The organism is Aquiflexum sp., from assembly GCF_977115555.1.
Genome location: NZ_CDSBKL010000057.1, coordinates 1 through 16036, shown reverse-complemented (window position 1 = coordinate 16036; position 16036 = coordinate 1). Strand labels below are relative to the sequence as shown.

Annotated in this window: 13 protein-coding genes; 6 read left to right on the top strand and 7 right to left on the bottom strand. The window is 40.8% G+C overall.

Features of this window, described 5'->3' with window-relative positions; genetic code table 11:
- Both ACZFYI_RS05725 and ACZFYI_RS05720 read right to left on the bottom strand, forming a co-directional pair.
- On the bottom strand, window positions 1-591 hold a 591-nt coding region (locus tag ACZFYI_RS05725), incomplete at its 3' end, for a response regulator (RefSeq protein ID WP_462523159.1).
- A 58-nt stretch (window positions 592-649) separates the two neighbouring features.
- Window positions 650-2500, bottom strand: coding sequence for a tetratricopeptide repeat-containing sensor histidine kinase (locus tag ACZFYI_RS05720; protein WP_462523158.1), 1851 nt, complete (start codon window positions 2498-2500; stop codon window positions 650-652).
- Window positions 2501-2702: 202 nt separating this feature from the next.
- Here ACZFYI_RS05720 and pxpA point away from each other — a divergent pair, with 202 nt between their 5' ends.
- The 4 genes from pxpA (at window position 2703) to ACZFYI_RS05700 (ending at window position 6578) form a co-directional block, all read left to right on the top strand.
- On the top strand, window positions 2703-3434 hold the full coding sequence (gene pxpA, locus ACZFYI_RS05715) for a 5-oxoprolinase subunit PxpA (RefSeq protein ID WP_462523157.1): 732 nt from the start codon (window positions 2703-2705) through the stop codon (window positions 3432-3434).
- A 3-nt stretch (window positions 3435-3437) separates the two neighbouring features.
- Entirely contained in the window at window positions 3438-4148 is a 711-nt protein-coding gene (gene pxpB / locus ACZFYI_RS05710) for a 5-oxoprolinase subunit PxpB (RefSeq protein WP_462523156.1), read from the top strand.
- Window positions 4141-5001, top strand: coding sequence for a 5-oxoprolinase subunit C family protein (locus tag ACZFYI_RS05705; RefSeq protein ID WP_462523155.1), 861 nt, complete (start codon window positions 4141-4143; stop codon window positions 4999-5001). Before pxpB ends, ACZFYI_RS05705 begins: the two co-directional genes overlap by 8 nt.
- 65 nt (window positions 5002-5066) lie before the next feature.
- Window positions 5067-6578, top strand: coding sequence for a DUF4301 family protein (locus ACZFYI_RS05700; protein WP_462523154.1), 1512 nt, complete (start codon window positions 5067-5069; stop codon window positions 6576-6578).
- A gap of 262 nt (window positions 6579-6840) precedes the next feature.
- On the opposite strand, the gene ACZFYI_RS05695 is transcribed toward ACZFYI_RS05700, so the two are convergent.
- Window positions 6841-7755, bottom strand: coding sequence for a helix-turn-helix transcriptional regulator (locus ACZFYI_RS05695; protein WP_462523153.1), 915 nt, complete (start codon window positions 7753-7755; stop codon window positions 6841-6843).
- Window positions 7756-7819: 64 nt separating this feature from the next.
- On the opposite strand from ACZFYI_RS05695, the gene ACZFYI_RS05690 reads away from it, so the two are divergent.
- Window positions 7820-9493, top strand: a complete 1674-nt coding sequence (locus tag ACZFYI_RS05690) for an ArnT family glycosyltransferase (protein ID WP_462523152.1) — start codon at window positions 7820-7822, stop codon at window positions 9491-9493.
- Here the strand turns inward: ACZFYI_RS05690 and ACZFYI_RS05685 are convergent.
- From ACZFYI_RS05685 to ACZFYI_RS05670, 4 genes are all read right to left on the bottom strand, one after another.
- Window positions 9395-10270: a DUF5777 family beta-barrel protein gene (locus ACZFYI_RS05685; protein WP_462523151.1), complete on the bottom strand. Its 876-nt coding sequence runs from the start codon at window positions 10268-10270 to the stop codon at window positions 9395-9397. The genes ACZFYI_RS05690 and ACZFYI_RS05685 overlap by 99 nt on opposite strands.
- A 25-nt stretch (window positions 10271-10295) precedes the next feature.
- A complete protein-coding gene (locus tag ACZFYI_RS05680) occupies window positions 10296-10844 on the bottom strand; it encodes a YceI family protein (RefSeq protein WP_462523150.1) in 549 nt (182 codons plus the stop codon).
- On the bottom strand, window positions 10844-11344 hold the full coding sequence (locus tag ACZFYI_RS05675; RefSeq protein WP_462523149.1) for a QcrA and Rieske domain-containing protein: 501 nt from the start codon (window positions 11342-11344) through the stop codon (window positions 10844-10846). Before ACZFYI_RS05675 ends, ACZFYI_RS05680 begins: the two co-directional genes overlap by 1 nt.
- 378 nt (window positions 11345-11722) lie before the next feature.
- Window positions 11723-12259 carry a hypothetical protein gene (locus ACZFYI_RS05670; RefSeq protein ID WP_462523148.1) on the bottom strand — a complete coding sequence of 179 codons (537 nt, stop codon included), beginning with the start codon at window positions 12257-12259 and terminating at the stop codon, window positions 11723-11725.
- Between the two features lie 283 nt (window positions 12260-12542).
- Here ACZFYI_RS05670 and smc point away from each other — a divergent pair.
- On the top strand, window positions 12543-16036 hold a 3494-nt coding region (gene smc / locus ACZFYI_RS05665), incomplete at its 3' end, for a chromosome segregation protein SMC (protein ID WP_462523147.1).

Below are 16036 nucleotides of genomic sequence, written 5' to 3'. Positions count from 1 at the left end.
GATTTGGGAGTGTACCTGGAGCTTTTCATAAATCCGCTTGATATGTGTCCTTACCGTTTCCAAGCTGATCTGCAGGTCGGAGGCGATCAGTTTGAAGCTGTTGCCTGTTGCCAAAGATTTCAGGATTTCTTTTTCCCTTACGGAAAGCTGGTAATTTTCCTGTGGTTTTCGGAGCTGCATCTCAGAAATGATAAGACGGGCGATAGATGGACTCATGGGTGCGCCTCCTGACAATACTTCTTCTATGGACTGTACCAGCCTGTCAGAAGCATTTCTTTTCAATAAATAACCGTTGGCACCGGATTGCAGGGCTTCGAAAATATGGCCTTGGTCATCAAATACCGTCAGCATGATGATTTGGGTTTTCTGATCTATTGCTCTGATTTTTTTGACTGCCTCTACCCCTGTGATTCCGGGCATTTCGATATCCATCAAGATCACATCCGGCTTCAAATGAGTAACTTCCTTGGCAACATTTTTGGCGTCTCCAAATTCCCCGACCACCTCATATTCCTCTCTCAATCTCAGTAAATGACATATGCCTTCCCTTAGGTCTGTATTGTCATCATAAATCAAAATTTTGGTAGGCATAGGGGTTCTATTTGAATGTTAAAGCTATCGATTGGGAAATCGAATTACAATACCCAAATCAGGGGATATGGACTTTGAAGTGGATGGAAGTCCCTTCTCCCTTTTGTGAATTAATCGTCAGATTTCCATAAATCTGCTCAGCGCGCAGCCGCATATTCCTTAGTCCGTTTCCTTTTTCTCCTGATTCATGGATGTCGAAACCCTTCCCATCATCTTTGATCGAAAGGTGAAACCATTGGTTTTTGCATCCGACTTCTATCTCTACATTTTGTGCCAAACTGTACTTGGCGCAGTTGTTTACTGCTTCCTTAAAAATCAGGTAGATATTTTTTCTGATCATCGGGTTGATCTTTGATTCAAAATCTTCCTCTTCAGATTTGAACCTAAACAGCATTTCCTGTGAATCAAATACCTCCGAAGCAAAATCCTTCATCTTCAAAATCACTTTTTGCACACTGTCATTTGATGGATTGATAGACCAAACAATGTTAGAAAGGCTATCCAAAATCGACTTGCTGTTTTCCTGAATTTTTTGAAGCTGTGTGGCGACAAGGTTTCCGTCATCGATTTTGAGCAAAGCGATCCTGCTATTGATGTCTATGCTTGAGAGTGTGGACCCGAGGTCGTCATGCAGGTCCGAAGAAATCTGATTCCGCAATTCCTGTTCTTTGAGTTTTTGACTAAGCTGATACCTGTTGAAAATCAGGTAGGCCAATATGATTCCCAAAAGAAAAACGGCAACCACAAAATATTGCAGCTGCATCCTCCTGCGGGACTTGCTGCTTTCAAGGTCAATATTGGATTTGAGCAAAGCGATTTCCTGTTGTTGCTTCTCAGATTCAAATTTTTCCTTGAGTTCAGCCATTTTCTGCAACTGCATCTGATTGGCGATACTGTCTTTTAATTGAAGAGATATCCCGAGCTGTTTGGTCGCTTTTTCCCACTGACCTGTTTTTTGGTACAAAGAGGCCAATTCCACCGAAGCATCATATTGGTAATTGGTAAAACCAAGGCTGTCACTTACCGCAAATGCCTTTGAAAGGTAATGGTCTGCTTCTGCAAATTCCCCTAAGGCAACTTGTGTTTTGCCTACAACTATGGCCTCATAGGCTACATCGGCCATGTTTCCAAGTTGTTCAAAAAGCCGGTAAGCAGCCACGTATTCTCCGAGAGCGGAGTGGAAATCCCCCTTCTGATAATGGCTGTCCCCAAGATGTTCCCGAATCATGGCAAGCTGATAAGCATTGTTTGGTTGGGTTTGGGCCAGCGAAAGACATTTTTGGAGCACTGTCAGGCTGCTGTCGGCAAGGTTCATTTTCCGGAGGAGGATGCTGAGGCTTATGGCTGTATTGACCGATCTCCTCATATCTCCGAGTTTTTCAAATCCAACGATGGCTTGGTTAAAATAGGAAACAGATTTCTCCAGATCACCCAGTTCTCTGTATAATATACCCAAAAGTCTTTTGGTATCAGTCTGAAGCGGCTGGTCACCGATCTTCTTGGCAAGTGCTTCAGCTTCTAGTGCAAAATCCAAGGCATCTGCAAATCGCGACTGCTTGGTCAAAACCTCCGACATGTTGATGTTTACCCTTGCCACATCAAAGTCTGAGGAAGTGCTTTGAAAGAGTTTCTTTGCTTCTTGAAAAAAAACCAGAGAGGAATCCATTTTCCCTTGATGCATGAAAACCCACCCCAAGGCATTATAAGAATTAGCCGTTCCATTGGTAAATCCTCTCTTTTCAGATTGCTTCAATACATAATTCGCGATTTGGAAGGCAGAATCAGAATTGACTGAAGCAAGTTCAAAAGCAGATCTTGCCTTATTGAGCAAAACAGAATCCGGTTCCTGAGAAAAGGAATTCAAAGCCAGACAAACAAAAAAAACAATCGGCAATAATACTTTATACATAACAATACATAAGTTGCAATGATATTAAATGTATGAATATTTCATTTTTCAATCCAAAAATTCTATATAATATCATTTTTAGAAGCATTAAACCTGTACTATCACCATACAAAGATTATAGCTCTCCAAAAAAGAAAATTGATTTTTGCAAAAACCATATGCACGAATTCCCCAAATCAGCTAGTTATTTGTTAATTTAGCCATGATGACAAAATCCCATTTTCCATTTGATATCAATTGCGACCTAGGTGAAGGTTTGCCAAATGATGGGATTTTGATGCCTTTTATAGACAGCGCCAACATTGCCTGCGGAGGGCATACCGGAGATGAAAAAAGTATTGATACTGCTATCCATCTTGCCAAAAAAAACAGTATCAAAGTAGGAGCCCATCCCTCTTATCCCGACAGGGAAAATTTTGGCAGAAAGTACATGGCAATGGATCTCAAGTTACTTCGCACCGTCCTATTGAAACAAATCCAATTTTTTGAAAAAATCTGTCATCAAAACGATGTTTCAATGAATCACATCAAGCCCCATGGTGCTTTGTATAATTTTGCTGCAAAAGATGACCTGACAGCATTTACGCTAATCCATTTGGTGGAAGAATATTTTCCCGAGGCCTATCTTTATTGTCCTGCTGAATCCTTGATGGCAGGTATGGCTATTGAAGCAGGTATAAAAATCAAAAGAGAGGTTTTTGCTGACAGAAGCTACAATGAGGACCTTTCTTTGGTGGACAGGAGCAAGCCAAAGGCCTTGCTTACCGACCCACAGGAAGTGATAGAACATGTGGGATGGATGGTTTACGAAAAGAAAATCAAAACCATTTCGGGAAATTTTATCCCTATGGAGGCAGAGACCATTTGCGTTCATGGAGACAATCCATCTGCCATTGAAATATTAAAAGGTATCAGAGCACATTTTGTTCAATAAGATATGGAGGTCAGGATTTTTAGGATTCACAGCAAATTGATAGAACTGGTCTGGCCAAAAGAAATTTCGAGTGAAACCTTGATGGAACAGCAACAGGTACGGCAGTTTTTTGAAAATGAATACTCCGATGGCATCAGGGAAATCAGGATGGGTTTCAATACCCTTTCCATGAAACTCAGGATAGAAATCACCGAAGAGGATTGTGCAGATATCCTCGAAGAGATCAAACAGTTGCCAAAAATCCTCAGCACTTTCTCGTTCAAAATCTGGAAAATCCCTGTTTGTTACTGCACTGAATTTGGGAGAGATCTTGAAAACCTCTCTCAGCTCCATCAAATCAGCCCTGATGAGATCGTAAAACTCCATTCTGAAGCCTTCTATACCCTACATTTTTATGGATTTTTACCGGGATTTATGTATTTGGGAGGTTTAAATCAAAGACTTTTTACACCGAGAAAAAAATCTCCCGAGCGGTCCATGCCTGAAGGAACAGTAGCAATCGGAGGACAACAAACAGGAATTTATCCTTCCGAAAGTCCCGGGGGATGGCATGCGATAGGAAAATGTCCGGTGAGGCTTTTTGATATTAGAAAAGAAATACCGGTAATTCCTTCTGTCGGGGATAAAATAAAGTTTGAACCTATTTCAAGAGATGCTTTCGAAGACATCCGACACCTTTCCAATCAAGGACTCTATACCTGGCATCATGATTAAAACTCCTGCTTATATCCATTTTGTCCAGCCGGGATTACTGACCACCGTTCAGGACCTTGGAAGGTTTGGTATGGCGATGTACGGAGTACCATATTCCGGGGTGATGGACAGGTTTTCAATGACCCAGGCCAATTATTTGCTTCAAAACCAGTTTTTTGATTCGGTTTTAGAAATGGGAGGTCCCGGTGCCAAGATGGTTTTTGAAATGCCCACCAGAATAGTTTTTGCCGGTGCAGACGCAGATATCTATCATAATGAAAAACCTGTAAAAGCAGGCAAAATATTGGACATCATGGAGGATGACGTCGTTCATATCCGTAAATTCAGAAAAGGGCAATGGCTTTACATGGGTATTCAGGGTGGTTTTGAGTCTGAAATCGCAGCTGAAAGTAGAAGTTGGTATCCGGGCGTCACCCCACAATCTCGAATAGAAAAAAGTGATTCCATTTGCTACCTCTCTGAGGAGCGCTACTATGAGCCGTTGAGTTCTCATGCTAAAATGAACCTCAATTGGTTTAAACATGGAGAAATCAAAGTTTTTAAAGGTCCTGAATGGGAAGAATTACCCAAGCTTACCCAAAACAGGATCATGAAGAAGTCCTTCACAATATCCAATCTGGTCAATAGGATGGCTTACCAACTTGAGGAAACGATAGAAAATGAAGTAGAACCCATCCTGACCGCAGCAGTTTATCCGGGGACTGTTCAACTGACCCCAAATGGCAACCTGATTATTCTAATGAGAGATGCCCAGGTAACAGGCGGATATCCAAGGATTCTGCATGTTGAAAACAATTCTCTCAACATCCTGTCCCAAAAAAGGCCGGGAGATAAAATTAACTTCAGTATGTAGAAAAAACTTCCATTCTATATTTCCATTCCATATATTAAAGTTTTTAAACCAATAATCTTTCAATCATGAACACACAGCTTGAAAAGCAGATTTTAAGTCAGGGCATGTCCCTCGAAAACGCCAAAGAACAGCTCAAAAACTTTAAAGAGGGATTCCCATTTTTACCTATCGAAAGGGCCGCTACCATTGGTGACGGGATCAAATTGCTGACCGATGCAGAATTGGCCCATTTCCAAAAAACCTATCCCGAAAAAGCAAAACAGAAGGAAGTGGTCAAATTCGTCCCTGCAAGCGGCGCAGCGACAAGGATGTTCAAAGACCTATTCTCTTTTGTGGAAGGAGATGGAGACATTGACAAAAGTAAATTTGTGGAGAAATTCATCAGTCAGATTGAAAAGTTTGCATTCTATGAAGACCTGGATAATACCCTGAAGAAAGAAGGGACAAGTATCAAGGAAGCTTTAGCAAATAAAGAATACAAAAAAATCATTTCAGCCCTTCTCAATGACTCGGGTTTGGGTTATGGAAACCTCCCCAAAGGTTTATTGAAATTCCATAAATATAGCGACCACAACAGGACTCCTGCATACGAACACCTTATCGAAGGATGGATGTATAGTCTGGGAAAAGACAATACCATTAGGCTGCATTTTACGGTTTCCCCGGACCACGAACCCAAATTCAAGGCGTTGATTGCTGAAGTACAGCCTAAGCTGGAAAAAGAATACGGTGTCAAATTCGATATCAGCTATTCCCAACAGAAGAAATCCACCGACACGATTGCTGTGACGATGGACAATGAGCCTTTTGAAGAAGAAGATGGCAGCATATTGTTCAGACCTGCAGGACATGGGGCATTGCTTGAAAACCTGAACGATATCGATGGAGATGTGATTTTCATCAAAAACATTGACAATGAAGTTCCTGACAGGCTGAAGCAGACCACCAAGGAATATAAGATTGCAGTTGGGGGGTTGTTACTTGAATTACAGGAAAAAGTCTTCGAAGCTTTGAATAAGCTGGATCAAAATGCGGATGAATCAGCTGTTTCCTTTGCTGAAAAGGTGGTTACCGCATCTTTGGGAGGAATTTTACCTGATTCTTACCATGGAAAAAGTTTGGTTGAAAAAGGAAAATACCTCCACCATAAACTCAATAGGCCTTTGCGTGTTTGCGGAATGGTCAAAAATACCGGAGAACCTGGAGGTGGACCTTTTTGGGTGAAAGAAGATGACGGTTCGCTTTCCTTACAGATCGCCGAAACTGCCCAGATCGACCTTTCCAATCCAAAGCATAAAGAGATTTTCTCTGCCTCTACTCACTTCAATCCTGTTGATCTGGTTTGTGCAACCAAGGATTACAAAGGAAATAAATTTGATTTGTTGAAATTCAGGGACATGCGGACTGGTTTCATTACCGAAAAATCTAAAAGCGGACGCGACCTCAAGGCATTGGAATTGCCGGGATTGTGGAATGGCGCCATGGCGGGTTGGAATACCGTTTTCGTGGAAGTGCCTTTGATTACCTTCAACCCTGTGAAGACTGTCAATGATTTATTGAGAGATGAGCATCAGTGAGAATTGAGACTGGAGATGTGAGATTTGAGATAGATTCCATGAAAATAAAAAGGATTCCAAAAAAGAAGTGAAAGAAAAAGCCATGATGAAAATCATGGCTCTTTTGTTTAAATTGAGTTGGCATAAAACCTACTGAAATGAACTTATCGAAACCTCATTGAAAGAAACCCAGATATTAAATCACAGATGGAAGAAAAATTTTCATCAAATAATTTTCGGGGTTTTAAAGTCTCATATCTCATATCTCACTTCTCCCATCTCATTAAAAAAACTTAGATTTCTTCAGCTGCTCTTCGAGATAAATTTTTAGCTCTTCACCTTCTACCACCTTGATTTCGCCGGGTAAGCCAAGGATAAAACGCGCCAATCCTGGTAATTGGGGCACTTTTCCTTCAAAATAATATTGATTCCGGTTTTTGGTGAATGTAAATGGCTTGGCATCCGGATATTCTTCAATCATCAATTGGTAAGCCTTTTTGGTGAGTTTGAGGTGAACGGGAAACTGACTCTTTCCCGAAAACCCAAACAATCCCTGCTCCAAAGGCTGATGCAAGGATTGATATCTGAATACTTTGGAAGTCAGTAAAACCTCCCCTATCCTTTCGATTTTGAACATTTTCATCTCCTTGCTTTCTACTTCCAGCGCATAGATGGAATCAAAATTTTTATTGAAGGCCACAGGTTCGACCAACCTGTCCGAAACAGAATCCGAACTCATTGAATAATAATCCCTCAAAATGACCTGGTTCCGGTCTTTGATCGCATGAGAGATGAGGTCAACAAAAACCCCAAGATTGGCATTGAAAAGCTGGTTGACACTTTGTCTAAAATCTGAGCGGATATTGATCTTTTGCAGGATGGAATCCTTAAGGAGGTTTTTTTGGCTGCTTTTGTTGATCAGTTCATTCATAAAGAGGATTTCTTCCTCATTAAAAGTTCCAAATACATGCTCAATGGGAATCTCCACCCTATCCACAATCCTGAATTTTGAATGCTTCTTTTCGATTTCAAACCCCAAAGCTTCCAATAACTTGAAATAACGGTAAACAGTCCTTGAATCTGTATCCAATGATTCAGCCAATCTATGTACGTTTTTTCCGATATTTCCCCTCAAAAGATTGATGAGTTTAAAAACCCTGAGTATTTTTTGCTGCTCTATAGTATTTGCCTGGGCCATAAGATTAAATTTATAGCCAAAAGATACTGATTTTAGTGATTAACTAATTCCTCATTGACACATAATGTCCCAAAAAAACAACAAATCAAATTATTTCATAATTGGTAGCTTGTTCCTGATAGGCTATTGGTTTTTGGGATATGATGGCATTACCTTCTCTGATGATGTCTATTACATGCAGTTTGGAAGGGATTTCTGGAAGGGATTGGAATTAGAGGACAGCAGCCATTTTACCGAAAGATGGGGAGCCTACTTATTTTCAGGACTCTTCACTCATTTGTTGGGATATTCTGACAGGTTGGCTTCTATACCTTCATTGATTTCTTATTTGACTTCTTTTTACCTGCTTCTGCATCTAAAAAATGAGAATATATATAGATTTTGGTTGACCCTATTTTTCTGTACGCAGGTATTCTTACTCCATTTTCTTCCCAAAGTTTATCCTGACAGCCTTTTGGTGTTATGGGTGATACTTGTTCCTTTCGCAGCAATCTATCGGGAAAAATATCCTGCATGGATGGCGCTGACTATGGCCTCTGCATTTATGGTTGGATTTGCCACGAAAGAAACAATGGTACTTTTGTTGCCTTTTCCATTCTTGGTTTTCATTTTTGATTGGAAGAAAGGCCATGACCTAACCTTTTTTAAATGGTTTGCTTTTTGGTCTATACTGATTCTAGGAGCCTATTTTTCCATCAATATCATCAAATATCAAAACGCATTTTACCATGTAGATGCGATTCATGCCAATTACTACAATTGGGAATTCAGCTATCATGATAAAGGATGGGAGGCAATCCTCAAAAGAATCACATATGAACCTATTTTGGTGTTCATCAATCGGTCTTTTTGGATTTACTTGGTTTTTTCAATTTCTGGAATGGTTATTGGAATAAAAAGTAAGGACAAAATTGTTTTTGAATTTACAATGGCAGCACTTTGCTTATTGATTGGTTTTTGGTTTATGAGTTCAACTTTGGAGTTTTATAATCCCATTTACCTAAACCCAAGACACCTAATTATTTTGGTTGGACCTTTGTCGGTATTGATTGCAATTGGTGTAGAAGATTGGTTGAAAAAGCCAAATTGGAAAGCAAGGATTTCTACACTAATTGCGTTGGGAATTTTTGTGGCTTTTTTCCATGATGACTTAAAAATGGGTGCGTACCTCACAGGTATGGGATTGCTTTACATTTTTGCCTCAGACCATAAATTCTTCAAACCGGCATTTGTTCTTTTGATGATTTTCCCGGTGGTAGCAAGCATTTATTTTCAATTCCAGACCAAAAATTATCAGCATTTCAAAAATCAGTTCAATCAATATGTATTGACCACTGATAATCAGACTCCTATCATTACCAATAACTTTGTTTACTTCAGCAGAGAAGTATTGTTAGGTGAGTTACCTTCTCCTCCCGATAATCTTTATCAGGTAGAAGATTGGGCCAAAATCATAAACCAAAACCCAGATGAATTCAAGGTTTTTATCTACAAATATTACCAACATGCATATCCTGCGGAGCAAGAATTTATAAACTCCTTTGAATCATGGGTCAGTACCTCCTCTTTCCAAATAACGGAGGAATTTGAAGATGAATGGATCAAAACCAGAACCTACAGAAATATTTCCGGTGAAGGTTTACTTCAGACTTTTCTTTCTCCCTGTAGCGAAAATCCTGTTTACATTGAAACCTATCCGGAATTCATCTCCGGGAGTTCCGTTGCCGCCTGCCAATAGATATTGTTCATTCAGAAATTGGGACGTTACAAAATACATCTGAAAAACGTGACCTCCGGCTTCCAAGTCAATTCCTACCCCAAGGTTATTTCTCAGGTCACTGTTTAGGTTGGGAATCCATTGGAGGGTCAGTGAGGACTTTCCTGTAACTTTATATTTACCGCTGAAACCAAGTGCGAGGTAGAGATTTTGATCTCCTTCTATAAAAAAGATGGGATTAGGGTCTACAAAATAGGCCATCATCGGCGTGACCTGCACACTTAACTTATCTGAAAATTTCCTCGCTGCCATCAACTGAAAAGCATAAGAGGTTCTTTCTACAAAATTTGGAGCCTGATTTTGAAGGAAATCATAATCAGATGTATTGACTGCTGCACCTCCCATCAAGGAAAGTGAAAAAGGCATCCTGTTATCCTGTGTCTGACTTAGAAGATGGTACCTTCCGTAGAGGTTGTACACCTTGTCCCGGCTTTGTCGGGCCGCTCCCAAAGAAAATTTATCGCTAAAACCATATTCAAAACTGAACTGAATGTTGGCCCCATTGTCCAAACCCCACAAATCCTGCACCCCGCCATCCAAAGTCCCGAATGTATGCATAATTGCGAAATGGAGTGCTTTTTTATCTAATGGCTCGACTGTCAGGAGATTGATATGCCTTGGTGCATGAAAAATCAGATCAACATTCTGACTTTCGTTTGCTAGTTTCCGCTCCAATTGCCCAAATACTGGGGAAGCAAATAACAGTCCCGCCATTAGGATTAGGTTTCTTAAGTTCATACATGTAGGGATTAGAATTGGCTAATTATTTTCTCAACGTTGCCCGGATAGTCACAATCTGTTCTTCTGAAAGCTCATAAAAAACCACATTTGGAATATCGATATTATAGTCTGAAAGCAAGACTTTAAACTGTGCTTCCAAATTCAGTTCATTGTCTGAGACCATCGTGAGCTTTCCGGGAACTTCAAGTACACGTTCCACGCCATGAATCTTGAATTTCCCTTTGGCAATGACTTCTTGGGCCTGCCCTTTTCTCATATTTGGTAAAGTGTCTATTTCGCCGGTAAATTCTGCAAAGGGATATTTTTTTGTTTCCAAATAATTTTCTCTCATGTGCTTGTCCCTCAACCCAATGCCTGTTTTTATGGTATTTAGGTCTACAAAAAAGTCAAGAAGATTCTTATCCAAGTCAACCAATCCATTCAGGGAAGCTGATTCGCCAGTGAATTCACTCAATGAAGCTTTCGAAAGGAATTCAACAGAACCGTTTTCTGTTTTGAAAACTTGGGCATTAATCTCTTTTGGGTAAGCAAAAAGAAAAAATCCCAAAACAAATATCAAAAACCGCTGCATCAGGAAAGGTTGACTGTAAGCGTCCTGTTGTTTAAGTTGGTATCATAGGTTCTAAGTGGCTGTATCGCCGGACCAGTAAGTACAGCGCCTTCTGTGCTAAATCTTGATCCGTGGCAGGTACAGGTAAATACATTGCTTCCAAAAGTCCAGTTTCTATCACATTGGGAGTGGGTGCAGACTGAAGTCAAGGCGCTGAAAGTATTGTTTCCGAGATTGACTATCAAGACTTTTGCTTCAATCACCAAAGCCCAACCTCCTGCCGTTGCCAAGGCTGTAGCAACATCCAAATTGACAGTGACCGTACTGTTGGTAACTGTAATGCCGCTGCCTGTTGCCGGAGGGTTGTTGTTTCCGTTTCCAGGATCAGGATCATCGGATGAACAACCAGTAAAAAAGGCTACTCCAAATAATGACATGGCTGCAACTGCACCGGATTTTTTGATAAAATCTCTTCTTGCTGAGGACAATTCACCGGATTTGATTTCAGTTAATGTTTTCATAATGGAACAAATGAGTTGTGGATAGGGAGTGAATTTAAAATCAATTTTGATATATAACATCAAAAACGAATTTTTGTTTTTAAAAAAATGGAAGAAAGATTTGATAAAAAGAAGATATAGGTATCCGCTTCTTTGCCGGTAGCTTAACTTTCTACTTCATGCAGGTCGGAAGACAGAAGTCGGAAGACCGATGTGTTGGACACTTCAGTCTCTTGAAAGATTTTTTCTTATTACCATTTTATTGGCATCATTGCATGTATGCATAAAAAGAGATAAACCAAACCAATATCTTATTTTAACATACTCAAAAAATCAGGAAAAAATAAAAGTGCCAAAAAAGATGTACACAGCTACATGCATAAATTGTAAAGCAGACCTTTAAAAATACTTCCGATTCAAGATTTCACTCAAAATCACTGCGTCCTTGATGGTTTCGGGATTTCTAAGCATGGTCTTGTATTTATTCTCTTCCTCTTTACCATCCACTGATTCAAGGGAAATGCTGGATTTGATACCTTCTACATGGCTATGAATTCTTTCCTGATCGGCCAATTTAACCCTGTCGGGTACTTTCCTTTCTTCGATTACCCCTTCATAGCTTTCATAACGTTTGATTTTTTTGACTTCCTCTACAGGTTTCGGTCTTGGTTGTTCAAACGTTCTTCCTTCTTGCCTTCTTGGAAATGATTCAGCAGATTTTCCCTGACCTGAATCTTTAAGATCCTTTTCCCTTTGTCCCTGACCTTGTCTAATTTCCTTTAACAGATCCTCAAAAGACACGGGCTTTCTTTGTTCCTGTGCATTGTCAGGTGAACCTGGCTGGTTCATTTCTTCTGGGTTGCCTTTCTTTTTTGTCGCCGTATAGATAAAGTAAGCGATGATGGCGATGATATATATGATGTTTCCTAAGTCCACAGCAGTCTTTATTTGATTTTACTAATATAGGTAATTTAACCAATTGGTCAGAAAATTTTAGAAAAGGGTTGTAGTTGTTGTAATTGTTCTAGTTGTTGAAATTGTTGTCTGCTCCGGGTTTTCATTGTTGTCAGGTTCTCAGGTTATCGCAAACTTGATACATAGTACTTCATACTTTGTTCAAAAACTCTCGCCTCTCGTTTCTCGCATCTTGTCTCTATTGCCTTGGTTAATTTACGAATTCAAGTAATTTTGTCTGTAATCAAATTCAAAGAGGTAAAGGATGCTGCTGAGTAAGCTGGAGATAAAAGGTTTTAAGAGTTTTGGTGACAGGATGGTCATCCATTTTGACAAGGGAATCACCGGAGTAGTCGGTCCAAACGGTTGTGGCAAGTCTAATGTCGTAGATGCAATCCGGTGGGTTCTCGGCGAACAAAAATCCCGGATGCTGCGCTCAGACAAAATGGAAAATGTGATTTTCAATGGTACCAAAAACCGCAAACCAAGCAACCTTGCGGAAGTTTCCCTGACTTTTGAAAACACCAAAAACCTCCTTCCTACCGAATATACCCACGTTACGATCACAAGGCGCTACTACCGCTCCGGAGAAAGTGAATACCTGCTCAACGGGATCACCTGTCGCCTCAAAGACATCACCAACTTATTTATGGATACCGGGATCAATTCCAACAGCTATGCCATCATTGAGCTGAAAATGATCGATGAAATCCTCAATGACAAGAACAATTCACGCCGTGAACTCTTCGAGGAGGCTGCCGGAATATCCAAATTCAAATCAAGAAAAAAAGAAACCCTCCGAAAGCTTGAAGATACAGACACTGACCTTTCAAGGGTAGAGGACATTCTTTTTGAAATAGAGAAAAACCTCAAGAGCCTAGGAAAACAGGCAAAACAAACCGCCCGTTATTTCGAAATCAAGCAGGAGTACAAGGAAGCGAGCATCAACCTCGCCAAAAAATCTGTTCAGAAACATGCGGACTCCCTGGTAACACTAAACCAAAAAGTCCAGCACGAACAGGACCGTAAGCTTGCCGTAAATACCAAAATCACCGAAAAGGAAGCTTTGTTGGAATTCAGCAAGGCAGATTTGATATTAAAAGAAAAGCTGCTTTCCTCCCGCCAAAAGACACTCAATGAGCATGTCAACAAAATCCGGCAGTTTGAAAGTGACAAAAAAATCAAGAATGAGAGACTGAGGTTCCTAGAAGACAGGGCCCAAAAACTACGGGAACAAATAGATGCAGACCGCAAGTCCAACGACCGTGCAGGATTCAGCATCCGTTCTCTCGAGCAGGAAAGTGAATCTGCACAAAAGATGCTCGCTGAGAAAGAGATGATTGTGGAGGAACTTCGAGAAGCATACGAGTCCCAAAAAAGAGAACAAACCCAAATACAAGAAAACCAAAAAGAACTGACGAGGAATTTCTCAACAAAAAAAGACCGCGTTTACCAGCTTTCGAAAGACCAGGAAATCAAACATATCCAGCTTTCTACCTTGAAGCAGGAATTGGAAAAAACAGCTTCAGACGATACAAATCAGGTTACCAACTTGGCGGAGTTTGAGGACAAAATGGTTTTACTCAAAGAAATACTAGATCTGAAATCTGCCGAACTTGCTTCCATCAAATCAAAAGAGGAAGATCAGATTCAAAAAATAGAGGAAACCAACCGTATCATCGACATGATCCGGGAGGAAGTCACGCAGACTTCAAGGAAATTGGATGCAAGACAGAATGAGTTTAACCTCACCAAATCATTGGTAGAAAATCTGGAAGGGTTCCCCGAAGCCATCAAATTTTTGAAGAAAAATTCAGGTTGGACAAAGGACACCCCACTCCTCTCCGATATCCTGACTACAGAGGAAAAATACAGGATCACCATAGAAAACTATCTCGAAAACTACATGAATTACTATGTAGTAGAGACTGAAGCACAGGCAATCGCAGCAGTCAACCTCTTGAGTGATTCGGCAAAGGGAAAAGCCAATTTCTTCGTCTTGGAGCATTTCAGCAACTTCCATCCTGCACAAACCAAGCTTTTTTCAAATGCCATTCCGGCCACAGAAATCATCGAATACGATGATAAATACGCCAAGCTGATCGGATTTATCCTTGATGATGTCTATATCGTCAAAGGTGAATACCAGGATTTTCCCAAAGACCAATCTTCGATTTTTATTACTGAAAGCGGAAAATTTACCAAGAGAAAATTCAGTATTTCTGGTGGTTCCGTGGGACTTTTTGAAGGAAAAAGAATAGGCAGGGCCAAAAACCTGGAAAAACTCGAAAAAGAAATCAAGGAACTCAACAAGAAAGTTTCAGCAACCCGTGCCAATTTGGATGATAAACTGACCGACTTGCTGAAACTCAAGGAAGTCAGCTTCAAAACTGCCATAGAGAAGCTTCAACAAGAAATCAATGAAACCAATCAGGAGTATGTCTCTGTCCGCACCAAAAAGGAACAGTTAGCCGAACTACTTTCTTCCAATGCCAATAAGCGGGAAGATATCCTTGACAGGATCGAATCCCTCCAATTCAGCTTGGAAACGATAATGCCTGATCTGGAAAATGAAAAAGCAGCTTTTGAGGCTTTGGAAGCAGAATTGGAAAGAATCAACATCCAACTCCAAACCGAAAGTGAAAGCCTCAATCAAAAATCCACTGCTTTCAACCAAGAAAATATCCTTTACCACCAACAGCTTAACCGTGTCAACAGCCTTGCGCAGGAGATTGAATTCAAGCAGTCCGCCTTTGAAAGCAGCAAGGAAAGGATAGAAAAATCCCAAACCGAGCATGCTTCAATAGACGCAGAAATCCGCTCTTTGCTTGATAACAATGAGATCAAAGACGACGAACTGATAGAACTGTATGCAGAGAAAGAAGGCATTGAAAAAGGCGTCAACGAGGCAGAAAAGGACTATTATGCCTGCCGTGGGGAGATAGACGAAACCGACAAACAGATTCGTGAACTCCAAAAATCCAAAGAATCCCTCGATACTTTGATCCATGAGATGCAGCAATCCATGAACGAAGTCAAACTCAAACTTGCCAGTCTCAAAGAAAGACTGAGTGTGGAGTTTGAGATAGACTTAGATGGGCTGATTGCAGATAACCCTGCCTTGGATGAAGCTTATGCCGAGATGGCAGAATCCGATATCCGCGAGATCGTCGGCAAAGCAAAAGACCGTTTGGAAAAAATCGGGCCCATCAATCCCATGGCAATGGAAGCCTATGATGAAATCAAAGAGCGCCACACTTTCATCACCGAGCAAAGAGACGACCTGATCAAAGCCAAAAACTCGCTTTTGGAAACCATCATGGAAATCGACCAAGTGGCCAAGGACACCTTTTTGGATGCTTTCGGCAAGATCAAAGAAAACTTTATCAAAGTCTTCCGCTCACTCTTTACCGAAGAGGACCAATGCGACCTGACCTTGGTGGACCCAAGCAATCCCTTGGAAAGTCCGATCGAGATCATCGCCAAACCCAAAGGCAAGCGGCCGCTTACCATCAACCAACTTTCCGGAGGGGAAAAAACACTTACTGCCACTTCCCTGCTCTTTGCAATTTACCTGCTGAAGCCGGCACCCTTCTGTATCTTTGACGAAGTGGACGCCCCGCTTGACGATGCCAACATTGACAAGTTCAACAACATCATTCATACATTTTCGAAAGAGTCCCAGTTTATCATCGTGACGCACAACAAGCGCACCATGGCTAGTACCGACATCATCTACGGCATCACCATGATCGAAGC